This is a genomic window from Steroidobacter sp. (assembly GCF_036402275.1).
Taxonomy (GTDB): domain Bacteria; phylum Pseudomonadota; class Gammaproteobacteria; order Steroidobacterales; family Steroidobacteraceae; genus Steroidobacter.
Genome location: NZ_DASWTF010000040.1, coordinates 25,409 through 49,921, shown reverse-complemented (window position 1 = coordinate 49,921; position 24,513 = coordinate 25,409). Strand labels below are relative to the sequence as shown.

The following is a 24,513-nucleotide window of genomic DNA, read 5'->3' as shown; positions in this document are numbered from 1 at the left end:
CGAACCGAGCGGCGCAGCCCTGCGCTGCGCCGCCTTCAATCACCCGGGCGTCTCAGACTGGGCGCAAGATGCCGAGCTGAGTCAACGCGGTGACACCGTCGTCCAGCCCGATCTCCTCGACGATTCTTCCGTTCACCACCTTGAGAACGGTCGTGCCGCTGAAATGCATCTTGCGGCCGGTCGCCGCTGGCAACGAACCGGCGATAAAATCGCTGAATGCCGGCCCCGTGTGCGTACCGCCCCCGATCCAACGTCCGACGACGTAGTCGCCGTCTGCAAGCAGATCGGCGGTGCCCGAGAAGCTCAGATCGGGAAATGCTTCTCGGAAACCCACCATGAATGCTCTGATGTCCTCGCGACCGCGGCGCGGGGCATGCAATGAGTATTGAAGGAGCATCTGCGGGGCGGCGAGATCGTCGATGACCTTGGGATTCCAAGGATTGCCCCAGAATTCCGTGAACCATCGCGCCACGACGGCTTTGTTGTCCTCAAGCTTGGAGACGCCACCGAGCGGCGTTTTGGCATGAACTCTGGACGTTACTCCGAGCGCCACCGCGGCCGCCGCCGCGGCAGTGCTGTTTTTGAGTATTGCTCGACGGGTGATCGAATTCGGAGCTGAATGTGAGCGAAAAGAATTGGCCATTAGAGAAGACTCCGCATGTTATGCCTGTCAGTGATGTCGCGCCACGAGCGCGCTGGAATCCGTGTGCGGCAGCGAGCGTAGAGTCTGTGTGGTGGGCTGATCACTCTGTTTCTTGCGATTCACCTCGGATTGCAGCCTGCTGAGATATGTCGAAAACTGGCCCGACCGCGGGATGGAGATCAGAAAGCAATTCGTTGCGATCAGGTCCTAGAACCTTTTCTAGTTGATCGCCCGCGGTGGGGGCCAGTCACCGAGGCGCAGCGGTTCGAACGTTCTGCCCGCTATTTCATTCTCTCGCGCACGTAGCGTCGCTTCACGGTCGCCGCTTGCCGGATGAGTGGACAGGAAGGGTGGTGGCGTGGCGACTCCTTCAAGATTTGCCATGACCGCGAAGAAGTCGGCCATGCCGCGCGGATCGATACCCGCAGCGACCAAACCATCGAAGCCGGCAGCATCTGCTTGTTTCTCGGCATCCCTGGAAAAACTCAAGCTGGTCAGTTCGAGTGCGGCTTGCCCGATCGCGCCGCTGCTAATGTCTCCGGTCACCAGCATCCAAAGGCCGCGCAGCCCGAGATTCTTCACCATCGCCTGCAGGCTGTGGCGTTGCTCCACGTGCTGGACTTCGTGCGCGAGGACGCCGGCGAGCTCTTCCGGACGACGTGTTGAGGCAATCAAGCCCGTGTGCACCACGATGATCCCGCCAGGCAACGCAAAAGCATTGACCGCAGCGTCATTGGCAACGTGAAACTGATAGCGGTACTTCCCCGCTTGCGCCAGCCTCAGACCGAGCGTCTGTACTGCCTCGTACGCAGGGCCACTATCCTGGAGCGACAGCGTGCCACGCATCGCGGCGAATGCTTGTTCGCCAAGTTTCCTTTCCTGCTCGATGGGAACATGCTCTGCAACCGCCCGCGCGATGCGATCTGCTTGCCACAGGAATACGAGCAACAACAAGATCGGCAGCAACAGGAACAACGCGAGCGCCGTCCAACCGAAACCGCGCCCAACCGCCCCGCGCCGCCGCTCCGCCTTGAGCCCTGCCATCTGCGGGCTCGCCAGGAAAGCCGCATTCGTACGCAACGTGTTCAACGCCGCGGCGTCGAAAATCTGCACCGCCCGAATGCCCGCCTCCGATTCCCACGCGAACTCGAGCCCCGCCTGCACAGCGCCGACTTCACGCAGTCGCAGATCTGCGAGCAGCGGCGTATGTACATGCGATGCCGTGCGCACTTCCATGTGCACATCGACGATCGCAATCTGTGCATCCTCGCCCGTCGCGGGAGACTCGCCGCCGAACAGGCGCCCCTTACCGATCGGTGTCATATCAGGCTAGCTGTTGTCACCGTCGAGGAACCCGCCCAGCGAGCCGAGCACAGACCCTTCGCCGACCTGGCGCCCACCGGCCGCAGGCGCGGAAGCAATGATGCGATTGGCGAGACGCGACAAAGGTAAGGACTGCAACCAAACGCGGCCCGGCCCGGTGAGCGTCGCAAAGAACAATCCTTCGCCGGAGAACAGCGCACTCTTCAGCTTGCCGACATACTGAATGTCGAAGTCGACACTGGGCTGAAGGGCGACGACGCAGCCCGTATCGACGCGCAGCTTCTCGCCCGGTTGCAAATCGCGCGTCATCAGCGTGCCGCCGGCATGCACGAACACCAGACCGTCGCCGTCGAGCCTCTGCATGATGAAGCCCTCGCCGCCGAACAGCCCGGCGCCGAGTCGACGTTGGAACGCAATGCCGAGCGACACACCGCGCGCCGCGCAGAGGAAGCTGTCTTTCTGACAGATCAAAGTCCCGCCCATCTCGGACAGCTTGACGGCAATGATCTTGCCCGGGTACGGCGCCGCAAACGCCACGCGGCGCTTGGCCCGCGACTCGTTGTGAAATATGGTCGTAAACAGCGACTCGCCCGTTACCAGACGCTTGCCGGCGCCGAGCAGTTTGCTGAACAGGCCGCCCTGCTGCGCGGAGCCGTCGCCGAAGACGGTGTCCATCTCGACACCGTCTTGCATCATCATCATTGCGCCGGCCTCGCCGATCGCGGCTTCGCCGGGATCGAGCTCGATCTCCACGTACTGCATGTCATCGCCGAAGATCTCGTAGTCCACTACATCCATCGCCATTCGAAAGCTCTCCACCAGGAAGGCCCTATAGGATAACTGATCGAGGACGCCGAGGCGCAGTGCGAAGGCCAGGCTCAGTGTCGCAATTCTTTAGCTGGCCGACTTACCGACGTGGGTTTGGCGAGTTTGCCCCCAGATCGGTAAGCGCGATGTAGTGCCAATCACCGAAACCGCCACGCACAAACTCTTCTTTTGCTTCGCGCGTGGGCACGACCACGGTCACGTCCCTCGTATCGATTGCTAGTTCATCTGTTTTGATTCCTCAGAGAAACAAACGCATCGATGCGAGCCTTTGAAGTATCCCGTTCCGCCGATGAGCTTTCTCCCATCGGTCGGTTGCCGCGATATAGCATCGAGCCTGACCTGCTCGCTTCCAGTCCCGGCCGTCGACGGGACGGCGCCCTGGTGCCTGGGAGTGTGGTTCCTAGCAATTGCAGGAGCGCCACGGCGACGTGTATACAAACGCTTGCCATTGAATGCACCGTTAGATCAACAGCAGAAGAGGTGCACATCGTCGTCGCGCCGCACGCGGCGGATGGAATGGCGTGAAGCAACATGTTTCATTTACCGATGGCGGAGGTTCCGATGTCTGGCAACAAGGATCCGAACGACGCTTACAATCAGTCTTATAGACAGACGAAGATGAGGGACCCGCACACAGGCAGCCCCCTGCCCGGGCATCCAGACTACAAGTCCTCATCGAATGGGTCGTCCTCGAAGTGTTTCGCGATGGGCACGATGATTTGGACGGCTCGCGGACACCGGCCAATTGAAGAAGTAGCCGTGGGTGACTTGGTTTGGTCCCGGAACGGAGCCGGTCTTGCCGCGTTGAAACCCGTGATCCAGAGATTGGATCACGCCCCCACTCGACTCTGGCTCATCGCATTCGATGACGGCTCAGTCATTCGCACCACGTCGAATCATTCCTTCCGCTGCGAGGGAAAGTGGCGCCGCGCTGCGGACTTGTGCATCGGAGATCGTATCGAATCACAATCGCCGGATGCTTCCATTCGCCACAAATCTATTACCAGGTCCACGATCGGTGCCGAAGTGCTACCCGTCTACAATCTGGTCGTAGCGGACAATTTCACTTTTTACGCTGCCGGTATGCTGGTGCACTCGTTCACCCGTTTGCGCAGCCTCGCAATCGCCTACTGGAATCTCGTGCAGGCGTCGAGAAAGTTTCTCAGGCGCCCGACGCAACTCCCCTTGCCTGCTTCCCCCACCGTGTAACCAGGCGGAGAACTACCTCGCGAACTGAACCGGTTGATGGAGACGAGCATGCGTGCTGAGATTTTCGCGGCAATTGCGGCACTCACGATTTGCGGGTGCGCCGACAAGTTGCAGGATGCGCCACTCGATAAGTGGTCCTGGTTGCCCCGCTCCACGACGCACGATGAGGAGGCCAGCGCGATTCCCAAAGATGCTGCTGTTTTTTATCAGATACCCAAGGACGATCCTCTGAAAGCCAAATCAGGCGGCGAAACCGACACAGGAGGCGGCTGGGGCCGCATAGATACCCAGGGCAACTTTGTCCCGACCGACAAGCAATCGTACGTCGTGCAAGGCGGCACATTGATCTCCTCTCTCGGTACGATCCAGAAGCACGCAAAGTACGGAGACTGGGATGTCGTGTATGCAAACGTCGAGCGCACTGAGCGCGTCGGCTGGGGTCACTGCTTGACGAGCGGCGAAATACTCATGCCTCGAAATGCCTTCGGCGAACCTCCCGCCAGCATGTTCGTGCAAAACTCCTTCGCAGTTGAAACTTTCGGCGCTGACTTCGTGCTCATTCGGATGGACCCAGCCAAGAAGCACAAGCTGTGCTTCATGCAGACAGGCAGTAGCGACGTGTCGACGGTCAGCTACATTGGCACAAGCGCGGAAGTGGAAGGCCGTGTGCTCGAACGGAAGGCGGACGGGTGGTACTTCGGAAAAAAGCGAGTTAGCGAATGAGCCCGAGGACGCTCACCCTGCTTTCGAGGCGATGAGCAAGACTTCACGACTATACTCACCCTCTCTTTTCGATTTCGAGTAGCTCCACCTCGAAAATCAACACCGCATTGGGTCCGACATAAGGCGGCGATCCTGCTTCTCCATAAGCAAGGTTGGCAGGAACATACAATTCCCACTTGGAGCCTTCCGACATCAACTGGAGTGCTTCGGCCCAACCTTCGATGAGCGCTTTGGGATTGGTGCTGTAAGGCTCGCCACGCGAGTGAGTGCTATCGAATTCGGTCCCATCGATCAGCCTTCCTCGATAATGCACTTTCACGTCGTCTTCTACGGTCGGCTTATACCCGCCGCTACCCTTGGCGATCACCTTGTACTGCAAGCCGCTCTTGGTGACCACCACACCCTCTTTCCTGGCGTTCTCTCTCAGGAAAATCTCGCCTGCTCTTTTATTTTCTTCGGTTGCCACCGCCCATTCTGCTTGTTTCTTCTTCGAATGCGCCTCCTGATAGAGCTGAATCGTTGCGACAATTTCTCCAGCGGACATTTTCTTCTCGCTGCCGTCGAACACAGCCTGCATCGCAGCCGCCATGAGAGCGACATTCATCTCGATGCCTTCCGCTTTGAACTGCTCCGCCAGATTGACGCCATAAGCATAACTATAACGATCTTCCAGCGTTTTGAAGTCTGGTTGGCTTCCCTGAGCCACTGCTCCTGTTTCTACTACGCCATCAGATTGAGGCTGTCCGCTGCAGGCGCCCGTACATACCGCAATCAGCGCCAATACAGCAGCGCTTGTGTTTTTTTTCATGGGGCTTGCCCGCTGAAATAAAATTTACTCGACCGCCAACGCCCAAAGACCCCAACCGCGAACGGTTGGGGTCCTTCTAGACAGCCCAGTTAACAGCGACTACAGCAGCAGACGGTCAATCTGGGTGCGCATGGCTGCGCCGACCGCGCCACCGGTGCCAGAGACCGGTGCGAAGTGAGTTCCAGAGGTCGTCACCTGTCTGTAAATGGTCGAGTTGGTCCTGCAGTTGAGCGCGTTACTGGGCAATGCCGGGGCCAACACGTCGCCAGTACTGAAGATACAAGTAACGTCAACGTTGGCAGCGACAGGGCGCAGAATTCTGACCGTAAAAACAGTATCGGGCTGAACGGCAATCACACATGACACATCGGAGCCAATGACATTGGCGGCGTTGAAAGAGCCACCGCCACCTTGCGAGTGACCAGACGTACAAATTTTCGGACTTGCATTGAGGATGCCGGCGTAACGGGTCCTAGCCTGGCTCACAGCGTCTCGGACGTCAGTGCCGCTTCCAGAGCTGGCGGTCGTAGCAGCCGCTACCAAAACGCAACGCTGAGCAGCGGCCGTGAGCAGACCCGAGTACGTGGTTGCACCGCCACCGGTTCCGTTACCCCACCCCAAGATGTTGTAACGGCCGTCACCGCCGCTCGGCACATAAAACCGAGCGCCGATTCCGGTCTGGATGCTGACGCTGCAAGACTGGGCAAATGCGCCTTGCGACATCAAGCCGCCGAGCAAGAGTGCGCACCCGATGAGTACTTTGATATTCACGATTACCCCCCAAAGTTTGAGCTTCGATTATTGGCACGGTAAGCCTGCATGAATTGGCGTCGACCAACCCACCATCGAGCATCCTAGGTAACCGTATTTAGGAACAATATGACTTCACTTTCCTGATTTCGACCAAAATGGCAGCTGCCGTAATCTACTTCGCATCTCGCGCCTGCCAATCGGAACTGGTGATGCGAGCCCGTTCTCGCTCTTCGGGACTGAAATACTGATCGAGTAATTGGTCGATCTGACGCTCACGTTCGACCTCGTCCAAACCTGCCTGCATGATGTATCGGCGCGCCTGCCAAAATCCGTTGAAGCGGCTTTGCCACGCTGCCTCTTCACGGTCGGCCGCCGCCAGATCGTGCGCGCTTTCCGCGCTCAGAAGCGCCTTACGAGTGGCATAAATATCGGCGCTCGATGCGCCTTGCTCACGCAGGCGTTGCACCTTTTCCGCTGCAGCCTCTTCCGGCTCCAACAGCCCTAGAGCGAGCAGGCGATCGTTCAACTTCTCTTGCAAGGCTTTTTGCTGAACGTGTTTCTCTTCATCCGTTAAGTTCGCGTTCGTCTGAATCGCGATGGCGGCGAGCATATGGCGCCCATTTGTATCTTCCACCTCGAATAATTTGTCGGCAGTTTCTGCGCCGAGGTAGCTACGTCGCAGCTGCACCAGTTTTTCGTAGCGGTCGGCGGGCGATTGGGTTACCGGTTGCCCTTCAAACTCCATCTCTGCCAGGCGGAATCGATAGTAGTTTTCCAGGATTTGAGCCGCTTCTTCTCCCGCCCGACCGGCTAAGCCAGTGCGGATCAACTTCTGTAGCTCTGACATCGCTGCCGAGCTCAGATTGGGTCCCAAGTCGTCGAATCCCCGCTCGAGTGCTTCCTTCATCGTTTGGTCCGGCACCACACGGCCATGTTCATCGAGCTTTATGTCCTGCAGAATTTTGTAGATCGCCACTGCGTTGGAAGGCACCTCACCACTCGTTGGACCGGGCTTGCCCACGTCTTCACCAAGGGGTGCTGACTCGATTCCGGTGAAGTTCTGCCATTGCCATCGATGGGCAATGGTGTTGGTGTTTTTATCTTGAACTTCCGCAGGAGGTGTCGCGTCCCCCGGCAACACCCAATAAGCCCATCCACCGATCACGGCCGCCGCAAGACTGGAAATCAATATCGATTTTTTTGGCATCGGGTTAGTACGCCTGAAAATCATCTAGCGAGCCGTACTACCACATCTGGTTGTCTATCAATAGTCCCACTCCAGACCGCTCGCGCAGCGGGATGCCGTTTTTCACCAACGGCCACGCATTACGCGCCTGTGTAGGACTGCACTTGCATCGAACTCCGACGCAGGCATCAATCATGCGCGCCGCCGTCGCGCCTGCATCCTCCGCAAGCTCACGGTGCTATGCTCGCAGACGCGAGGGTAAGTGACCGGAAGGAGGACCTTGCCATGTGCTACGAGCAGAGCTTCTTCCAAAGATGGGCGAGAAAGAGAGCGGAGCGCCGCGCGAACGCCGAGGCAGCAGTCGAGCGTGACAGTCGCAAGCCGCCGAGGCAGTCGGCCCCTGCGCCGGCGACACCGAGCGAGCGGAAAAAGACCAGGGAAGTCGAACGCGACGTCGAAGTCGTATAGATGAGATTGGCGGCCCTGGGCGATTCAGGGCCGCTCTCAACTGATGGCGGATCCGCGAATGCATGTGCTTGCATTGCGCGCGGCTGAGAGGTGGCGCGACGCCATCTTGCTCGCGCTCGTGTTCATGCTGATCTTCTCGTTTATCTGGGGTTGGCAGGGAAGTTTCCCCGGCGCGACAGCGGTCTTCGGCGCCGCGCTCATCGGCTTGCTCTTCGCTGGCAACGCCAACTTCTCCGGATCGTTGCGCGAGTCAGGTATTCGTCTCGATACGGCCTCGCATGCGGCGACACTACTGGCGCCCCTCGTCGCGTCGATCATCGCGCTGACTATGCTCGCGGGCTATCTGCTCGACTCGCTCGATTTTCCGACGCTCAAGAACGCATGGATATCGCTGTTCGAGGCCTTCGCCTTCGGGTTGGCACAGCAGTACGTGCTGCTTGCATTCTTCTATCGGGGCCTCGAACGACTGATGGCTAACAATGCGCTGGCAGTCGTTGCAACCGCCCTGGTTTTCGCGATCTTTCACCTGCCGAACCCGTTTCTGACCAGCGTGACCCTGGTGGCCGGTTTGCTCTCCGTCGCGGTGTATCGGCGCGCTCCTAATTTGTGGATCAACGGCCTCGCGCACGGATTGATCTCGTATCACCTTTATCATGCGCTGCCGCTCTGGATCACGGGTGCGTTGCGCGTGGGGCCTGGATATCTGGGCTGAGTCCTATGCCGCTAGAGAGTGTCGGTTGCCAACCGGCGTTCGTCACCTACGGTGCCGGAGCTTTCGGCAGTCCCTTGCGAGTTGGCAGCGCTTTGCGCCGACTCACGAAGTCGTCGATATCGTAGTCGGGGATGGATTCGAATCCTGCGTGGCTCATTTCGACATGCTCCATCCGGTCCAGTCGGAAATCTCTGAGGGCCCGGCGCGCTTCACACCAGGCAGTGACGGTCCAGCAGTCTGAGAATGCGCTCAGACTGAGCGGACGGACTCGGCGGCGCATCCTTGCGGAGCGCTCGCTTGCGTAATCGAACTCGACGATCCGACGAGCGCGGATAGCTCCGCGTAATAGAGCTGCGTGCGCGGGTGCGCGCCCGGATGCACGGCGAAAAGCAACCAGCGCGGCGTTCGAGAGAGAAGGATGCAATGTCCTTGGCAGAACGGCCTCGATTTTAGTCTGCGCCGCGCGGGCACTTTCCGCGAGCTTTGCGTCCCCCGCGGCAACGACAAAGCTCAGGCCAAGACTCAACGCTTCTATCTGGTCGGCTGAAAAATTCAGCGGCGGCAGTTGCATGTTCTGGTCGGCGACGTAGCCCAGTCCGCCAACGCCATCGATGCCCACGCCCGAGCCCTGCAGATGGGCAATGTCTCTATAAATAGTGCGCTCGCTCACCTCGAGCAATTGCGCCAACTCCGCGGCCGTGCGCAACCTTCGCCCGCGAAACAAAGAGACGATCCGAAACAAACGCTCGGCACGACGCATGAGGCGTCACTCCATGTTTTCCCCTGACACAACGATGTCAGTGGGTCCTTGCTAGAGTCAACTCTGAACCCTCCAGGAGACGAGATATGACTGAGCATTCACCCACTGCAATTGTTACAGGCGGTTCGCGCGGCATCGGTCGAGCCATTGTGGATCGATTGGCGCGCGATGGATTCAGCGTTCTTTTCACCTACCGTCAGGACGGCGCCGCGGCGGCTGCCGTCGAGCAGGCCCATCGGGCGTGTGGCCGTCGAGTAACGGCGTGCAAGGCGGACCAGTCCAGCACCCATGGAATCGATTTGCTGTTCGAAACGGCCTCCGAGCTATTCCCGCGGAAAACCGGTCGGTTTCTGGACGCGATGGTGTGCTCCGCAGGCACCGTCGAACATGCTCCGTTCGATGCGGTCGACCCTCAGCTTTTCGATAGAGTGATGTCCGTCAACGCGCGCGGGACGTTCTTCACCATGCAGCGAGGGGCGCGTGCGATGAGAGACGGCGGCCGCATTGTTTGCGTATCGAGCATCGGCACGGCTTGGCCATCGCCGGGTGAAGCGATATACGCAGCCAGCAAAGCCGCTGTCGAACAGTTCGCACGGGTCAGCTCGAGAGAGCTGGGCGCCCGTGGCATCACGGTCAACGTCGTGTCCCCTGGCCCGATCGACACTGACACTCTACGCAAGAACGTCGACCCGGCCCAGCTGGAAGGGCTTGCACAGATGACCGCCCTGCACCGACTGGGAACGCCGGAAGACGTGGCGGCAATCGTGGGATTCCTCGTGACGCCGGCAGCCGGATGGATCACCGGACGCAATATTCACGCCGACGGCGGGCTCGTCTGATGGCACGAGCGCGTTGCTGGGAACGGTCGATCGAAACTCGCTGGCCAACCCCATAAAGACGTTTGCACAGGCAATTTCCCCCTCCGCTCTCATAAATAGAGTTTCGATGGTGTTCCCCGAAGCCCGCCGAGGGTAGTGTCCCCCCATGGACAGCCTGCAGGAATGGTTCAAGCGCGAGATCGTGGTGCATGAGGGGGCACTCGTGCGCTTTATCAGCCGCGTATGGCCGAACCGTGGCGAAGTCGAGGACATTCGCCAAGAGGCGTATGTGAAGGTCTATGAGGCGGCGGCCATCGCCCGTCCCGGCGCCCCGAAATCGTTTCTTTTCACGGTGGCGCGCAATCTGATGGCGGATCGGATCCGTCGCAGTCGAATCGTTTCGATCGAGCTGAAGGGGGATCTGGAGGCCTTGAACGTCTTGGTGGACGAGCTCTCCGCCGAAGAGCGGGCGGGAGCGCGCGAAGACTTCTCCCGACTCGCACGGGCTTTTGAAATGCTGCCCGCGGTCTGCCGCGAAGTGGTGTGGCTGCGGAAAGTGGAGTCGCTGTCGCAAAAGGACGTGTCGAGGCGCCTGGGCGTGCCGGCGCGGACGGTGGAAAAGCGCGTTGCGCGTGGCGTGCGCTTGCTCGCGCAGATGGTATTCGGCGATTCGAAGCCTCAACGATCGGATGCAGCGAGGGATCAGGAGTCTGGACATGGATAGGGCGCGGCACATTGAAGAGCGCGCGGCGGAATGGCTCGCACGACGCGACAGTGGGACCTGGAGCGAAATCGATCAGGCCGAGCTGTCCGCCTGGCTCGCGGCTTCAACGGCGCACATGGTCGAATTTCTACGTCTGGAAGCAGCCTGGGAAGAAGCGAACCGTCTCAAAGCGATGGGCACCGGCGTGCAGCCTGGCAAGATCCCTGACTTGCAGCAGTGGCGCGCGTCCCCCTTCTTCAAACACGCACCGCGCGCCGCTGCTTCGGCGCACCTGACGACCACGGACGTGGCCAGCACCTCCCCTGCTCCGCTCAGGTTACAAACGCGGCGGTTGCTGCCTTATTCCTTCGCGGCCTCGCTGCTCCTGGCGCTGTTCGTGCTCGCCTGGCATCAGGGCTGGTTCGATCAGGGCCGCTATTCCACGCCAGTGGGTGGCATCGCGACGCTACCCATGGTGGACGGCTCGAAGATCACTCTGAGCTCCAACAGTCAGGTGCGCATTGCCATGACGCCCGAGCAACGCCGTGTGCAGCTCGATACCGGCGAGGCCTTCTTCGAAGTGGCCAGGGATCGCTCGCGTCCCTTCGTGGTCGATGCCGGGGATCGGCGCATCGTTGCGGTCGGCACCAAGTTCTCCGTGCGCAAGGACCAGGACGACGTCCGGGTCATCGTGACGGAGGGCACCGTGCGTATCGAGCGAGAGGCCACCAAGGACATTCTGATGACGGCAGGGACGCTCGCCCGAGCTCGAACGGAAGCGATCATCGTGCAGCAGAAGCCCGCCCCCGAGCTCGAGGAAGCGCTGAGCTGGCGGTTCGGTTACGTGGTCTTTCACGAGACGCCGCTGGTCGAGGCGGTCGCCGAGTTCAATCGCTATAACCGGCGTCGAATCATCATCGAAGATCCGGCGCTCGCAAGCATCCCCGTGAGCGGCAACTTTCGAGCCACCAATTTCGATGCTTTCGTCCGGCTGCTGCGAGACGGCTTTGCGATCCACGCGCGGGAACATGGCGATGAGGTGGTTCTGTCGATCGAGCCGCATGCAGAGTCCCGGTAGCGAGAAAAAACTTGGCGGCGTCGAGGGGAGTTTACGTCGCGTAACCGTCTCGATACTTGCGGATAGATAACGTCAAACGCAAGGGGACTTTCGATGCTGATCAAAAACGTGCGACGCGCGATTGCGCTCGCCCTGGCAATGGCATCGCTGGCTGGCCAAGCCGCCGAAACCGTGGCTGTCGATATTCCCTCGGGAGATCTCGCGACAGCGCTCGAGGCGTACGCAAAGCAAACGGGAATCGAATTGTTGTTTCGCGCCGACCAGCTGAAGGGGTTGCGCACTCGGGGCGTTCACGGCGCACTGTCGCCGCAGGACGCGATCGCGAGAATGCTGGAGGGAACGAATCTTCGATTGCAGCAGGATCAGGCGACTGGCGCGATGGTCATCGCACCCGGTCCCGCACTCGACACCAGCAGGCCGTCTTCCGAATCCTCGGGCACTCGAGACTCGACGCCCGCAACCGAGGTGGCGGAGCTCGAGGAGATTTTAGTGACCGGTTCTCACATTCGCGGCGTGAAGTACAGTGCCTCTCCGATCCTGACGTACAGCCGCGAGGACATCCAGCGGGCCGGTTATGCGACGCTCGAGCAGTTCATCGCGAGCCTGCCGCAGAACTCGGGCGCGGGAGCCAGTGAGCACAACGTCGGCACCGATTCCGCAGTCGGCAACAACGGGTATGGCAGCGCGGTGAATCTGCGCTCGCTCGGCCCCGGCGCGTCTCTCGTACTTCTCAATGGACGTCGCCTGGCGCCGGGCGGTAACAGTGGACGTTTCATCGATATCTCGATGATTCCGCTCGCAGCCATCGAGCGGGTCGAAGTCCTCACCGATGGAGCATCGGCAATTTACGGTTCCGACGCAGTCGGCGGCGTCGTCAACTTCATCCTGCGCGACGACTACGAAGGTGCGCAGACGTCCGCTCGCTACGGCGCCGTCACCGACGGCGATCTTCGGGAGCTGCAGGCTTCTCAATCGTTAGGTGCGAACTGGGATGGAGGCGGTACGCTGCTTGCCTACGAGTATCTGCAGCGGGATGCGCTGGACGCACGTGACCGAAGCTTCGCATCTTCGACGGAGCTGCCGCGCACGCTGCTGCCAGAGCAGGAGCGCCACAGCGTCTACGCCAACATCCATCATGACGTGAGCGAGCGCTGGTCGATGTTCGCCGATGTGCTGTATTCGAATCGAGACACGGATAATCAGCTGGCGTATCTGGGCTTGCGCAATGAAGAAACTTCGTCGAGCGATCAATTGTTCGGCTCGCTGGGCGCGCGCGTGGATCTTGGCAGCGACTGGAAGGCGCAGATGAGCGCGAGCTACTCGGAGTACGATCTGAACGCGAACCTGCTGCGCACTCCTGTCGCGACCGGGATCGGCGAACTGATCCAAACCAAGGTCAACACCGATGTGTGGTCCTTCGACGCACTGGCGGACGGTTCCGTGCTCGCCCTGCCGGGAGGCGAATTGCGACTCGCGCTCGGCGCCGCTTATCGCAAGGAGAACGTGCTGCCGATCGGCGGTGATGCCATTCCGGGACGGACCGTCAAGGCCGCGTTCAGCGAACTGTTCGTTCCGCTGGTCGGCGCCGCCAATCGCGTGACAGGTATCCAGGCGCTGGAGCTGAGCATCGCCGCACGGTACGAGGAATACAGCGATTTCGGCGAGGATGTGACGCCCAAGTTCGGTTTGCGCTGGCAACCCGTCGATGCGCTGAGTGTGCGAGCGACTTATGGCGAGTCGTTCAAAGCACCGACGGTCACCGACATGGCGCCCGGAACCGAGTCGGTGCTCGCATTCATCGCCAGCGATTTCGGAGTCGCTATGGATGGCGATCCGCTGATACTGCTGCGTGCTCAATCCGCGCGGCCGGATCTGCATGAGGAGAAATCCCGCAGTTGGACGGTCGGCTTGGACTTGCAGCCCAGCGAGTCGGCTTATTCCGTCAGTCTCACGTACTTCCACATCGAGTTCGAGGGCCGCATCGACAGTCCCGTGAGTGGGGGCTTTGCTGAATTCTTCGGCTCGCCGGACGTGTTCGGAAGCTACATGGTCGCCAATCCCAGCGCGGCTTTCGTCAACGAACGACTCGCGCAGGCGACGGTGTTCAACGATCTCACCGGCGGTGTGTTCACGCCCGAAAGCGTGGACCTATGGGCCGACGCGTCGGTGACGAACATCGCGGAGGAAAGCCAGGCCGGCCTGGATGTGACCGTGTCCTTTCCATTCGAGACCCGGCTCGGGCGCTTCGACTGGTCGGTGAACAGCACCTATCTGACGCAGTTCGAGAAGCGTGTCGCGCCGGCCGCACCCGCGCGCGATGTATTGAACACGCTCAATCAGCCGATCGACCTGCGCCTGCGCAGCGGTCTCACCTGGGGCGGTAAGAAGTTCAGCGCAGGATTGTTTCTCAACTATCAGGACAGTTATCGGAACACCGACGAGGCCTCCAGCAAAATCGATTCATGGACCACACTGGACGGTCAGCTGCGATATGACTTCAACGGCGCACGCCAGGAAATGCTCCGAGGCGCGAAAGTGGTGCTGAGCGTGCAGAACCTGTTCGACGAGGATCCGCCGTTCGTGCTCAGTCAGGGCTCACCGATCGCGCATCCCGGCTATGACTCGGTCAACGCCACCCCACTCGGCCGCTTCGTCGCGCTGGAAATCGCGAAGGCATGGTAACGCGTCGCGTGAGTCCGAACGGCGGCATGGCCGCGTGGATCGTGCAATTTTCGCTCTGCCTTGGAATGTGGGCCACGGTCGCGCCAGCGCACGCCGAATCTCACAGTGACGGCTTGCAGATCGAGGATTACTTCCAGTTGCAACGGATCACCGAGCTGGCGATGTCGCCCGATGCCCGGTGGTTGGCTTACGTGGTCGAGACGCATGCCGGCGCCGAGAATGTTCCGGTACGACGGGTCCATTTACGTTCGCTTGCGCGTGACAACGCAGATGTCGTGCTGGATGTGCTGGCGGACGCTTCGAATCTCGCCTGGATTGCGCGTCAACAACGGCTCGCGTTTCTTTCGGCTCGCTCCGGTTCGACACAAGTCTGGTCTTACGATCCCAACACCAGGGAATTGCGAGCCGTGACGAGTAGCGCGGACTCGATCGTGAGCTTCCGCTTCAGCCCCGATGGAAACAAAGTCGCATACACGACCAGGCGAGAAGCAGCGGCCGGGGCCTCGCTTTTCGAACAATTCCGTACGTCCGATCGGGGCATCCTCATCGACCCTGATACGACCAGCTCGCATGACTTTCTGAATCCGCGCTGGCAGAGCATTGCCAAGCCCCTGCCGCTGTCGCTGTGGATCGACTCCGGCGTGGCCGCATCTCAGGTGCCAGTACCCGGAGAACCCTCCGGCGAGGACGATGCATTCTCCTGGTCGAGCGATGGACGATCGCTGTCGGTAACCTATGTCGCCAGCGACATGGCGCCGGCGCAGATGCGAAGCGAACGCACGAGTGTCGGCATATTCGCGGTCGACGAGTGGCGTTTCGATGCGATTGCCAAAGCAGTCGCCCCCACCGATCGCGAGGTCGGCCGCAGCTTCGCCGGCGGTGAATGGATTCCAGGCACGCGCAGGATCCTTCTGCGGCGAGTCACCGAAACCGACCCCTGGGTCAGCGGCTCATTTCCCGAATGGGCAATGGTCGATGCGGCAGTGGACTGGGAAAGCAAACGTCCGCGCTGGCACCCCATCGAAATCTATCCGCGGGGCCTGCGGTTCACGCCCGTGAGCGCCACGCGCATCCTCCTGGCCAACACGGTGCGCGGTGTGCATTCGTTGTTCGATCTCACGCCGGCGGGAGTCTTTCCAACGCAACTGATGACAGGAGTGGACGGCAGCAGCTCGCTCGTTCAATTCGACCGAAGTTTTCGTCATCTGGCCTTCGTGAACGAAAGCTTGACGCGCCCTCCCGAGATCTATGTAGCGCGCGCCGGCGCGCCCCGCAGACTGACCAATCTGAATGACGGAATAGCGCAACGTGTGCGGCATCGTGCGCGTGAGGTGAGTTGGAACAGCACTGACGGAGTGACCGTGAGCGGTTGGTTGCTGGAGGCGGCCGACATGACCGATCGCCCCGCGCCGCTGATCACACATGTGCACGGCGGGCCGGCATTCCCATTCCCGAATGCGTTCGCTCCGTACTTCGCGTACTGGCCCTATCCGCTGGAGGTATATCCGACACAGGGCATCGCGGTGTTCATGCCCAACTATCGAGGCACACATACTTATGGCCGCACGATAGCGTCGGGCTCCGATCGACAGGCGATGGGCGACATCATCACGGGTATCCGTTCGTTGATCGCAAGCGGCGTCGCCGATGAACAGAGGCTCGGTATCTCCGGCCACAGTCACGGCGCCATGCTCGGGCCATTGACGATGGCGCGCGCCGGATTCTTCCGTAGCAGCTCGTTCGCCGAGGGTGTCGCCAACGGCATTGTGATGTACGAAATGATGAGCGGCGAAGCCAATCGAGAGATTCACGACGCGACCGTCGGTGGCAGCCTGTATGACTCGCCACAGCTTTATCTGGAGCAATCGCCCGATCTCCAGTTCTCGAATCTCAAAACGGCCAGCCTCTTTGAAGGTGGCTCCGACGCCGCGGCGTTGCTGATGCTCGGATTCCCGAAGGCCGCCCGGCGCGCCGGCATGCCCACGGAATTCATCGTCTATCCGCAGACTGGACACAACCTGACGATTCCGAAACTGCAGAAGGAATCCGCCGCGCACAATCTGGCCTGGTTCGAATTCTGGCTTCTGGACCGGGAACACTCGGAGAGCGATAGCCCTCGACACATGCGATGGCGAGAGATGAAGGCGCGAGCTGCTCTCTTCAAAGCACCAGGATGCCGCGCTGGACCGCAATCGTCACTGCGTGGGTGCGGTCCTGTGCATTGAGCTTGGCGAGAATGGACTTCATGTGCGTCTTCACGGTTTCCTCCGTGATGCCAAGTTGAGCGGCGGTGCTCTTATTGGTGCCGCCGCTCGCCACCCGGCGTAGTACTTCGATCTCTCGTTCGCTCAGCGCATCCTCCGTCGCGTGCTCGGCGATCTCCGCAGCGATCTCCGCGCTGATTCGCCGACGGCCCGAATGCACGGCGCGGATCGCCTCGATCAACTCTTTGCGCAGCATGTTCTTGAGCAGATATCCCGCGGCTCCGGCCCGCAGGGCTGCAATGGCTTGCGTGTCGTGCTGATAAGTCGTCAGCACCACGATCCGAGCCTGGGGGAATTCCGCGAGGATGGATTTGATTGCCTCGAGGCCGTTGGTCTTCGGCATCTGCAGATCCATCAGCGTTACGTCGGGAAGATGCTCCCGAAACGCCGCGATAGCCTCGTCTCCGTTCGTGGCCGTCGCCACGAGGGCCATGTCTTGCTCGCATTCGATGGCCGAGGCGATGCCTTCACGCATCAGCGGATGATCGTCGACGACAAGGACGCGAATAGAGGTCGAGTTTTCCAAGATGCTGCCCTACGCTAAGAATTGTCCAACTGCCCGCCGATCAAGCGCTGCAGCCACGATGCTCGTCGCGAGGATTTTGGATAGGCAAACCTGCCCGGAATGCGCAGCGCCACCTCCGTGCCTGCGCTGCTTCGACTCCAGATCTCCAGGCGCCCGCGAATCTTGCCCGCACGCTCACGCATACCGGTCAAACCCCAACGTCCCTGCCGACCGCCTGCTTCGAGAACTTCAGCCGGTATCCCACGACCATCGTCGCGGACGTGGACGCGCATCTCGCGGGGTTCATAGTGCACTTCGACTTCGACGCTGTGCGCCTGACCGTGGCGGAAAGCGTTCAGGATCGCCTCGCGGCCAATCCAGTACGCCTCATCGCGAACCATCGGGTGCAACTCGCGAGCAGTTCCCTGCACGACGACCTGCAAGGTGACGTCCGAACTCTCTTCCGCAAGCTCCCGCCCCGCCTCCTTGAGTGCCTCGACCAGATCGCCGGCGCCTGCCTTCGAGGAGCGCAGATCTCTCACGCGATTGCGCCCGTCCGTAAGCACCTGATCGGCGCGTTCGAGCGCGCTCTCCATCATCTGCCGGGTGGGCTCCTGCGGCGGGATGCGATTGGCGACCGATTGAAATCGCAGCATCAGTCCCTGGAATCCCTGCAACAACGTATCGTGCAACTCACGAGCAATCCGCTCCCGCTCTTCGATCCGTTCCTCCATGCGCTCGCCCATCCGCTTTGCGAGTGCTCGTATCCGCAGCTGATACAAACCCATCAATGCCACGAGCACAGCCGCGGCAACCAGCGCTCGGAATCCTGTCGTCTGGTGGAACGCGGGCAGCACAGTGAAGTCGAGGGACGCGCCGCCCTCGTTCCATACGCCGTCGTTGTTGGCGGCGATCACCCGGAACCGATAATCGCCCGGCGCCAGGTTGGTGTAGAACGCTTCGCGTCGAGAGCCGGCGTTTCGCCAATGCGAGTCGGCGCCTTCGAGTCTGTGCAGAAACCGAACCCGCTCCGGCACGGTCAGGCTCAGGGCCGTGTAGTCGATGCGCACACTCGATGTGCGCTCGGGCAACTGCAGCGGCGCTGTCGTCGCGTAAGCCCGGCCATTCGCGACCAACGAACGAATCGCAACCGGCGGTGGAATCTGGTTCTCCACGACGCGTTGCGGATCGATATGGACCACGCCGTGATTCGTGGCGAACCACAGCTTGCCATCGGCGGCCGCCACGGCGGTGGGCACGGGCGAAGCCTGTTGTGCGACACCAGGCAGCCCATCGCGAAAGTCGAACAATCGATAACGCAAACGATGACTCGGATCGGCGAATGCCCGCTCCATCTGCTCCACTGGGACGCGGACGATGCCGAGAATGCCGTTGATCCAAAGCTCACCCGCTGCTGTTTCGACCATTCCCGAAACGCCGCTGAATACATCGACGCGCGCCGAGCTCAGCGTACTAACGCGACCGTCCCGCACTCGAGCGATGCCGAGCTCGCCGCCGATCCACAAGCCTCGCACCCCTTCTTCAAACGCCATGACGTGACCTACGTTGAGTCCGTCCCGCGTGGAGTAAGTGCGAGTACGATCGCCGCTGATCACTGCGACGAGACTGTCGGGATAACCGAGCCAGATCTGACCTTGCGCGTCGCTGGCAACAGCGTTTGCGGGCAGCTGCGGCAGATCAGTTCGATTGCCCCAACGTTGCCACTTCCCATCGGCGTACCGATAAACGCCGTTACGGTCGACGGAGACCCATAGCGCGCCCGAAGGCTCGCCTGCAATTGCTTGCACTTCACTTCCGAGGACGTCCCGTGGCAACTCCGTGCGAACCAGGCGCTCGCCTTCCATCCGCAGCAATGCTCCGGACGTCCCGAACCACAACTCGCCGTCCCTGTTTCGATGGGCGCTGCTGATCTCCGGTACCGAAGGCGCCAGCACTTGAACGTTCTCCTTTGCAATCCGGATCAGTCCGCCGGGATTCGCAACGACCACTTCGCCGCGATCGTCGGTCGCGAGCACGAAGCCCGCCGATGAGGTCGCTGGAATGCGTTTCTCCGCGATCACGTTGTTACGGCGGAACCGATTCAATCCCAGATTCGTGCCCACCCACAAATTGCCTTCGATGTCTTCCAGCAAGGGCACCGCGATGTTCGAGGTCAGCCCGTCTTTCAGCGTAAACACGTCCGAAACATCCTGGCGGGTCAGAGATGGCCCGTCCGTGAGCCGCTCCGGAAACGCGACCCGGTAAATGCCCCCACGATCGGCGTCCGTGGCCCACAGATTGCCATCGCGATCGAACAGCATCCGCTTGGAACGAATCGGCTCGGCAGGCAAGCGACTGCTGGACGGGGCTTCGCGGCTGTTGAATCCCATGCGGAATGCTCGTGTGCCACGTACCTCATCCGAGAGCCACAGAGTTCCGTCCGGCGCTTGAGCGAGCACCGCCGGTCCGACCACACGCTCGCCCGTGGGCTCGAAACGGCGTGCTCCTCGGCGCAGGAAAACCAATGTTTCGTGAGTGGCAACCCACAGGGTCCCGTCGCGATCCACGAGCACCCAGTCGGCGTGGTCCCCCGGATAGCCCCACTCACTTCCGACGGTCCGCCAGCGATCGCCCTCGAGCCGCGACAGTCCACCCGCGGTGGCGGCCCATAGTCCTCCATCGAGATCGTGGGCAAAGCGAAACACCACGCCTGGCGGCATACCCTCGCGCTCGCCGAAATTGGTGAGTCGCCCGTCCTTGAGCATGCTGGCCCCGCCGAAGTAATAACCGATCCACAGCTCGCCCGAAGGCAAGGCGGTGAGCGCGGTCATGTTGTTCGAGCTGAATTGCCCGGAGCTGGGTTTGAAGCGCTCGAAGCGAAGACCGTCGAAGCGATACAACCCGGCGCCCGTCCCAAGCCACAGGTAACCATCCGCCCCTTGCGCCAGCGCCCACACATCGGGCGGCGCGCCGTCCTTGATGGTCCATGTAGTGTGTTGCAATTGTGAGATGCCGCGGTCCCGATCCATTGCCGCGGTCGGCGCGCTGAGCCATGCCGCCGACAGGCCCATCAGCAACGCAACGACCCAGGGCTCGAAAGAAAATAGTTGTCGCATCGTCGTAATGGGGCACACCTCACCGAGTGGCGCCGCCTTCACGAGGAAGGACATATCACCACACTTTCAACTGGGAAGATGCCACGATCCCTCGGTTGAGGGATCAATCGCTCGCTGGCTTGCGGCTACTGCTGAAGACATCGGCAGAATACCATCCATGCGGGTGCAGAAGCTATTCACGACATTTCCAACAGGAGCGCCGGGCGCCGCGTTGCTGCTGCTTCGCTGTGCGCTGGCCATCGCGCTCATTCTCGTGGTCGATGCACCGCTGGCGATTCGCCTCGGCGCCGGCATTCTCATCGGTCTCGGCCTGCTCACTCCATTGATTTCGCCCATCGCCGGCTTGCTTGCGCTGGCCTGTGTCTGGCTGGATCGTAACGCGGATCCAGGGCTTTGCGCGCTGCTTGCAGTCCACGCTTGCGCGCTCTGCCTGCTGGGGCCGGGCGCGTACTCGCTGGATTCCAGATTGTTCGGACGTCGTCTGGTGGTCTGGCCGCCCGAATCGAAGTGACGTGCCGACATCACTCGATCGAGGGATCGTTTCGGCGCATCGGAGGCTACCGGACGGCAACGCGCTGCTCCAGGATCGATCTGCAGTCGATCCGTGAGAAGCCATGACTCTACACTCCGTGCAGCAAGCCGCCCCCGATTCGCGCCCGCCAGTTTACAGCGCCAAAGGACTGAGCGGTCGTGACTTGCGGCTCGCCCATGAATACATCATCGAGAATCTCGGCGAGCGCATGACGCCGGACGATCTGGCTCGAGCCATCGGGCTCAGCCGTTTCCACTTTTCCAGAATGTTTGTTAGAACCACGGGCGAAAGCCCCATGCGTTACGTGCAGCGCTGCCGCGTGGAGCATGCGAAGCGCCTGATCAGGCAAGGCGAGCTGCTCATGACCGAGATCGCCGTGAGCGTCGGCTTCTACGATCAGAGTCATTTCACGCGCTGGTTTCGCAAACTCGTCGGCATGACGCCACGAGAGTTCGCCCACAGCAACATGGAATGCGGATAGGACGCCCGGCGTCCAGAAACATAGCTCAGAACGTCAGTTGTATCGAAGCCATGAAGAAGCTGCCGTCGCGTCCGCCGGCCTGACGAGCCACCCCGCGTGGCTCGAACGTCACGTAGGTCGCAGCGAGCGAGAGATCGTCGCTCGCGTTCCACTCGATCGCGGTACTCACTTGCCGGCCGATGTCCGTCGTGGACGTCATCGACGTGTCATCGACGGCTGATAACGGCGGCGAGTAGAAAGCGTCGGCCTCGGCGTACTTCCACAGCGCGTTCCAGCTCACGCTGAAATTCAAACGCTGCGTCAGCGACAGCGACACGCTGGGTTGGATGTCGAGCAGATTGGCCGGCGTAACGAGATTCGCTTCGGAGAAGTACGGCAGCTTCGGAAAAAGAGGATTGAAGGTGCCAAGGGTTGCATCCAGCGGATCGCGATCGCCGCTGATCGCATCGCTCTTGAGCCCCACGCGCGGCGCGAACGGGACGCTGGAGAACGTGTATCCCGCATCCAAGGACAACGTCCAAGCACGGATGCGAGCCGCACCGAACGAACCCCATTGCCAGACACCTTCTAGATTCCAATCCCAACCATCGCTCTCGCCGAATACGCGCAGGCCGACACTGTGACGCAACTCGCGCCCCTGCCCTTGAGCGAAACTCGCATCCTCCCGGCGAAGTCCCAAGTAGTAGGCGTCCATTGCGGCGCCTCCGAGCACGGCCGGAAGAAACGTCGCGTAAGCGCCCCAGAAACTCTGTTCCGATGAGCTGCGATCGTCGATCAGTCCATCCTCCGGAAACACTGGCCGTACCATGAAGACGTCGACCCGAGTGTCTTCGGAACGGGCCCAGGTGGCTCTGATCCCATCGAAAGCTCGCCGTATGTTGGGCGATTCACGCACCGAGACGAGTCGCGAGGATCCCAACGTCAGTTCCTGACGCCCGGCTCGCACCACGACCTCGCTGTTCGCCAACGGCAACGATGTTTCCACGAATGCTTGGAGAACATCGAATGGATCGTCCTGGGTCGGCGGCGGCGAACCCGCCCAGCCGGACGTGTATCCGCCGACGACCTCGACCAGAGCCCGAAATCCATCGCCCTGGCGAAGATCGCCAGACAGCGCCGCACGATGCAAGAAAACATCGTTCTGGGCCGGCTCGGAAAGACCGAACACGGGATTCTGCGAAGATTCGAAACGTTCGCGCAACTGCCCGCTCACATCGAGAGACCACGACTGTGCTCGCGTCAACGGTGCGACGAGCACGGCCCCGATCGCGGCCGCGACGATCAGTCTCATCGCTCCGGGCCCGGAGTGCCTGGTGGTGACGCTGCGTGCCGCACGCCAAGCGTGAGGAAATGCTCAACGACCGGCGCTCGACCGTCGATCTGATAACGCGCGAGCGCACGCTGCACATCGGCGTCCGCATTGGTGACACGCTTATGTTGGCGCAGATGCTCCGCCCACGATTCGACCATGAACCACTCGACGATGTGCGTGGGATCATTCGCATCCTCGGTCACGCCCCAGACATAGGCGCCATCGCGCCTTCGCTCCTCGGACAAGGGCGCGAGTGCGCTCAGGAACGCACCATGATCGGCCTGACGCACGTGGTGATGGATAAGAACGAGCACGGGCCCGCGATCCGCTGCCACGGCTGCCGCGACCAACGGTTCAGGCCAGTGATTGGAAGGCATGAGATCGCTGGCGACGGACGGCAGCCGATAGCGAAGCATCGCGATCGCGATGACGATCAGGCCACAGCCGCTCACCAGCAACGTCGACGCAACGCCGATCTGTTGCGCGACCAGTCCCCAGACCACGCTGCCGCCGGCCATCGAGCCATTGAACACGGTGAGATAAATCGCCAGGCCGCGTCCGCGAACCCAGTTCGGCAAGACCGCTTGTGCCGTGGCGTTGAGCGTCGTCAACGTGGCAATCCAGGCAACGCCCAGCACGAACAACAATATGAGCGCGATCCACCGAGGCGGCGCCAGCGCCAGCGAGCCCATGACGAGTGCGGTCGCGACTGCAGCCGTGAGCATCAAACCATCGGCGTCCAGATGCACACGAAGCCGCGGCAGGAGAATGGCCCCTGCAATCGCACCGACGCCGACGGCGCCGAGCAGCAGGCCATAGAAACCTGCGCCTCCCTCGAGCAGATCCCTCGCGACGAGTGGCAACAGCGCCCAGATCGCGCTTGCGAACAGGAAATAGGCTGTTGCACGCAACACGACGCGATGGAGCTCGCGACTCGCACGTGCGTAACGCAGCCCTGCCCGCAGCGCGCCCGCAAAGTGCTCTCGCAGTTCGCTCGCGGCATCGGGCGGCCGACGCCACCACACTAACGCGGCGATGACCAGCACATAGCTGAGCACATCGACGCCGTACGTGAGCGCGGCGCCAAACGTCGCAAGCAACAATCCTCCTAAAGCGGGCCCGATGGACCGGGCAATGTTGATGCCCAGCGAGTTGAGCGCAACGGCATTGCGCACGTCGGCTCTCGGGACCAGTTCCGGGACGATCGATTGCCAGGTGGGTCCCATGAGCGCTGCTCCAACACCGCCCAGCAGCGTCAGCGCAATCAGCGAGCCGACGCCGATCGCTCCAGTATGAGAAAGCACCATCAATGTCGCGCTGACCGCGGCGAGCAGCAGCTGGATACAGATCAGGAAGCGACGTCGATCGAGAATATCCGACAGCACTCCCGCGGGAATCGCGAGCAAGAAAATCGGCAACGTGCCGGCCACTTGAATCAATGCGACCGCCATGGGAGATGCCGACAGGTCGGTCACCAGCCAGGCGCTGGCAACGTCTCGCATGAACGTGCCCGTATTGCCCAGGACCGTCGCCGCCCAAAGCACGGCGAATGCGGACTGGCGTAGCGGCGCAAAACTATCGGTGGTGGGATCGGCCGTCGCCATGTTTA

21 protein-coding genes are annotated in these 24,513 nt (G+C 61.1%); 10 read left to right on the top strand and 11 right to left on the bottom strand.

The features are described 5' to 3' along the window. Nucleotides 1-52: 52 nt before the first annotated feature. From VGD45_RS24890 to VGD45_RS24880, 3 genes are all read right to left on the bottom strand, one after another. Entirely contained in the window at nucleotides 53-553 is a 501-nt protein-coding gene (locus tag VGD45_RS24890) for an ester cyclase (protein WP_349263361.1), read from the bottom strand. A gap of 309 nt (nucleotides 554-862) precedes the next feature. Further along, nucleotides 863-1,966: a M48 family metallopeptidase gene (locus VGD45_RS24885; protein ID WP_331158077.1), complete on the bottom strand. Its 1,104-nt coding sequence runs from the start codon at nucleotides 1,964-1,966 to the stop codon at nucleotides 863-865. 6 nt (nucleotides 1,967-1,972) lie between these two features. Continuing rightward, entirely contained in the window at nucleotides 1,973-2,770 is a 798-nt protein-coding gene (locus tag VGD45_RS24880) for a TIGR00266 family protein (protein ID WP_331158076.1), read from the bottom strand. Between the two features lie 555 nt (nucleotides 2,771-3,325). Between VGD45_RS24880 and VGD45_RS34445 the strand changes: the two genes are divergently transcribed. Together VGD45_RS34445 and VGD45_RS24875 are read left to right on the top strand one after the other, a co-directional pair. Then, nucleotides 3,326-4,003, top strand: coding sequence for a Hint domain-containing protein (locus VGD45_RS34445; protein WP_414717607.1), 678 nt, complete (start codon nucleotides 3,326-3,328; stop codon nucleotides 4,001-4,003). Nucleotides 4,004-4,051: 48 nt separating this feature from the next. Then, the gene (locus VGD45_RS24875) at nucleotides 4,052-4,726 is read left to right on the top strand and encodes a hypothetical protein (RefSeq protein WP_331158075.1); all 675 of its coding nucleotides are present in this window, start codon (nucleotides 4,052-4,054) and stop codon (nucleotides 4,724-4,726) included. Nucleotides 4,727-4,781: 55 nt separating this feature from the next. Here VGD45_RS24875 and VGD45_RS24870 read toward each other — a convergent pair whose 3' ends face one another. From VGD45_RS24870 to VGD45_RS24860, 3 genes are all read right to left on the bottom strand, one after another. Continuing rightward, nucleotides 4,782-5,534, bottom strand: coding sequence for an FKBP-type peptidyl-prolyl cis-trans isomerase (locus VGD45_RS24870; RefSeq protein ID WP_331158074.1), 753 nt, complete (start codon nucleotides 5,532-5,534; stop codon nucleotides 4,782-4,784). A gap of 99 nt (nucleotides 5,535-5,633) precedes the next feature. After that, nucleotides 5,634-6,305: a hypothetical protein gene (locus VGD45_RS24865; RefSeq protein ID WP_331158073.1), complete on the bottom strand. Its 672-nt coding sequence runs from the start codon at nucleotides 6,303-6,305 to the stop codon at nucleotides 5,634-5,636. A gap of 154 nt (nucleotides 6,306-6,459) precedes the next feature. Further along, the gene (locus tag VGD45_RS24860; RefSeq protein WP_331158072.1) at nucleotides 6,460-7,518 is read right to left on the bottom strand and encodes a lipase secretion chaperone; all 1,059 of its coding nucleotides are present in this window, start codon (nucleotides 7,516-7,518) and stop codon (nucleotides 6,460-6,462) included. Between the two features lie 481 nt (nucleotides 7,519-7,999). On the opposite strand from VGD45_RS24860, the gene VGD45_RS24855 reads away from it, so the two are divergent. Beyond that, nucleotides 8,000-8,653, top strand: a complete 654-nt coding sequence (locus VGD45_RS24855; protein ID WP_331158071.1) for a type II CAAX prenyl endopeptidase Rce1 family protein — start codon at nucleotides 8,000-8,002, stop codon at nucleotides 8,651-8,653. A 46-nt stretch (nucleotides 8,654-8,699) separates the two neighbouring features. On the opposite strand, the gene VGD45_RS24850 is transcribed toward VGD45_RS24855, so the two are convergent. Further along, nucleotides 8,700-9,413, bottom strand: a complete 714-nt coding sequence (locus VGD45_RS24850; RefSeq protein ID WP_331158070.1) for a YafY family protein — start codon at nucleotides 9,411-9,413, stop codon at nucleotides 8,700-8,702. Between the two features lie 86 nt (nucleotides 9,414-9,499). Between VGD45_RS24850 and VGD45_RS24845 the strand changes: the two genes are divergently transcribed. The 5 genes from VGD45_RS24845 to VGD45_RS24825 all read left to right on the top strand — a co-directional run bounded on the left by VGD45_RS24845 (nucleotide 9,500) and on the right by VGD45_RS24825 (nucleotide 16,919). Next, on the top strand, nucleotides 9,500-10,252 hold the full coding sequence (locus VGD45_RS24845; RefSeq protein ID WP_331158069.1) for an SDR family oxidoreductase: 753 nt from the start codon (nucleotides 9,500-9,502) through the stop codon (nucleotides 10,250-10,252). Between the two features lie 145 nt (nucleotides 10,253-10,397). Beyond that, a complete protein-coding gene (locus VGD45_RS24840) occupies nucleotides 10,398-10,955 on the top strand; it encodes a sigma-70 family RNA polymerase sigma factor (protein ID WP_331158068.1) in 558 nt (185 codons plus the stop codon). Further along, on the top strand, nucleotides 10,948-12,012 hold the full coding sequence (locus VGD45_RS24835; protein WP_331158067.1) for a FecR family protein: 1,065 nt from the start codon (nucleotides 10,948-10,950) through the stop codon (nucleotides 12,010-12,012). The genes VGD45_RS24840 and VGD45_RS24835 overlap by 8 nt, the downstream gene beginning before the upstream one ends. A gap of 93 nt (nucleotides 12,013-12,105) precedes the next feature. Continuing rightward, nucleotides 12,106-14,694 carry a TonB-dependent receptor gene (locus VGD45_RS24830; RefSeq protein WP_331158066.1) on the top strand — a complete coding sequence of 863 codons (2,589 nt, stop codon included), beginning with the start codon at nucleotides 12,106-12,108 and terminating at the stop codon, nucleotides 14,692-14,694. Beyond that, entirely contained in the window at nucleotides 14,688-16,919 is a 2,232-nt protein-coding gene (locus tag VGD45_RS24825) for a S9 family peptidase (protein ID WP_331158065.1), read from the top strand. Before VGD45_RS24830 ends, VGD45_RS24825 begins: the two co-directional genes overlap by 7 nt. Here VGD45_RS24825 and VGD45_RS24820 read toward each other — a convergent pair. Further along, on the bottom strand, nucleotides 16,855-17,487 hold the full coding sequence (locus tag VGD45_RS24820; protein ID WP_414717608.1) for a response regulator: 633 nt from the start codon (nucleotides 17,485-17,487) through the stop codon (nucleotides 16,855-16,857). The genes VGD45_RS24825 and VGD45_RS24820 overlap by 65 nt on opposite strands. An 11-nt stretch (nucleotides 17,488-17,498) precedes the next feature. Further along, nucleotides 17,499-20,633, bottom strand: coding sequence for a triple tyrosine motif-containing protein (locus VGD45_RS24815; protein ID WP_331158063.1), 3,135 nt, complete (start codon nucleotides 20,631-20,633; stop codon nucleotides 17,499-17,501). A 103-nt stretch (nucleotides 20,634-20,736) separates the two neighbouring features. Between VGD45_RS24815 and VGD45_RS24810 the strand changes: the two genes are divergently transcribed. After that, nucleotides 20,737-21,090, top strand: a complete 354-nt coding sequence (locus VGD45_RS24810) for a hypothetical protein (protein WP_331158062.1) — start codon at nucleotides 20,737-20,739, stop codon at nucleotides 21,088-21,090. A gap of 103 nt (nucleotides 21,091-21,193) precedes the next feature. Then, on the top strand, nucleotides 21,194-21,592 hold the full coding sequence (locus VGD45_RS24805; RefSeq protein ID WP_331158061.1) for an AraC family transcriptional regulator: 399 nt from the start codon (nucleotides 21,194-21,196) through the stop codon (nucleotides 21,590-21,592). Nucleotides 21,593-21,617: 25 nt separating this feature from the next. On the opposite strand, the gene VGD45_RS24800 is transcribed toward VGD45_RS24805, so the two are convergent. Together VGD45_RS24800 and VGD45_RS24795 are read right to left on the bottom strand one after the other, a co-directional pair. Further along, nucleotides 21,618-22,883 (bottom strand): alginate export family protein, encoded by a 1,266-nt coding sequence (locus tag VGD45_RS24800; protein WP_331158060.1) that lies wholly within the window; start codon nucleotides 22,881-22,883, stop codon nucleotides 21,618-21,620. Next, on the bottom strand, nucleotides 22,880-24,508 hold the full coding sequence (locus tag VGD45_RS24795; protein ID WP_331158059.1) for an MFS transporter: 1,629 nt from the start codon (nucleotides 24,506-24,508) through the stop codon (nucleotides 22,880-22,882). Before VGD45_RS24795 ends, VGD45_RS24800 begins: the two co-directional genes overlap by 4 nt. Nucleotides 24,509-24,513: the final 5 nt, after the last annotated feature.

Excerpts from the sequence above, each read along its gene's own strand:
- VGD45_RS24795 (WP_331158059.1), bottom strand. The coding sequence starts at position 24,508 with ATGGCGACGGCCGATCCCACCACCGATAGTTTTGCGCCGCTACGCCAG.
- VGD45_RS24855 (WP_331158071.1), top strand. The coding sequence starts at position 8,000 with ATGCATGTGCTTGCATTGCGCGCGGCTGAGAGGTGGCGCGACGCCATC.
- VGD45_RS24875 (WP_331158075.1), top strand. The coding sequence starts at position 4,052 with ATGCGTGCTGAGATTTTCGCGGCAATTGCGGCACTCACGATTTGCGGG.
- VGD45_RS24825 (WP_331158065.1), top strand. The coding sequence starts at position 14,688 with ATGGTAACGCGTCGCGTGAGTCCGAACGGCGGCATGGCCGCGTGGATC.
- VGD45_RS24870 (WP_331158074.1), bottom strand. The coding sequence starts at position 5,534 with ATGAAAAAAAACACAAGCGCTGCTGTATTGGCGCTGATTGCGGTATGT.
- VGD45_RS24815 (WP_331158063.1), bottom strand. The coding sequence starts at position 20,633 with ATGTCCTTCCTCGTGAAGGCGGCGCCACTCGGTGAGGTGTGCCCCATT.
- VGD45_RS24800 (WP_331158060.1), bottom strand. The coding sequence starts at position 22,883 with ATGAGACTGATCGTCGCGGCCGCGATCGGGGCCGTGCTCGTCGCACCG.
- VGD45_RS24835 (WP_331158067.1), top strand. The coding sequence starts at position 10,948 with ATGGATAGGGCGCGGCACATTGAAGAGCGCGCGGCGGAATGGCTCGCA.
- VGD45_RS24805 (WP_331158061.1), top strand. The coding sequence starts at position 21,194 with ATGACTCTACACTCCGTGCAGCAAGCCGCCCCCGATTCGCGCCCGCCA.
- VGD45_RS24860 (WP_331158072.1), bottom strand. The coding sequence starts at position 7,518 with ATGATTTTCAGGCGTACTAACCCGATGCCAAAAAAATCGATATTGATT.
- VGD45_RS24880 (WP_331158076.1), bottom strand. The coding sequence starts at position 2,770 with ATGGCGATGGATGTAGTGGACTACGAGATCTTCGGCGATGACATGCAG.
- VGD45_RS34445 (WP_414717607.1), top strand. The coding sequence starts at position 3,326 with ATGTTTCATTTACCGATGGCGGAGGTTCCGATGTCTGGCAACAAGGAT.
- VGD45_RS24830 (WP_331158066.1), top strand. The coding sequence starts at position 12,106 with ATGCTGATCAAAAACGTGCGACGCGCGATTGCGCTCGCCCTGGCAATG.
- VGD45_RS24810 (WP_331158062.1), top strand. The coding sequence starts at position 20,737 with ATGCGGGTGCAGAAGCTATTCACGACATTTCCAACAGGAGCGCCGGGC.
- VGD45_RS24840 (WP_331158068.1), top strand. The coding sequence starts at position 10,398 with ATGGACAGCCTGCAGGAATGGTTCAAGCGCGAGATCGTGGTGCATGAG.
- VGD45_RS24845 (WP_331158069.1), top strand. The coding sequence starts at position 9,500 with ATGACTGAGCATTCACCCACTGCAATTGTTACAGGCGGTTCGCGCGGC.
- VGD45_RS24850 (WP_331158070.1), bottom strand. The coding sequence starts at position 9,413 with ATGCGTCGTGCCGAGCGTTTGTTTCGGATCGTCTCTTTGTTTCGCGGG.
- VGD45_RS24885 (WP_331158077.1), bottom strand. The coding sequence starts at position 1,966 with ATGACACCGATCGGTAAGGGGCGCCTGTTCGGCGGCGAGTCTCCCGCG.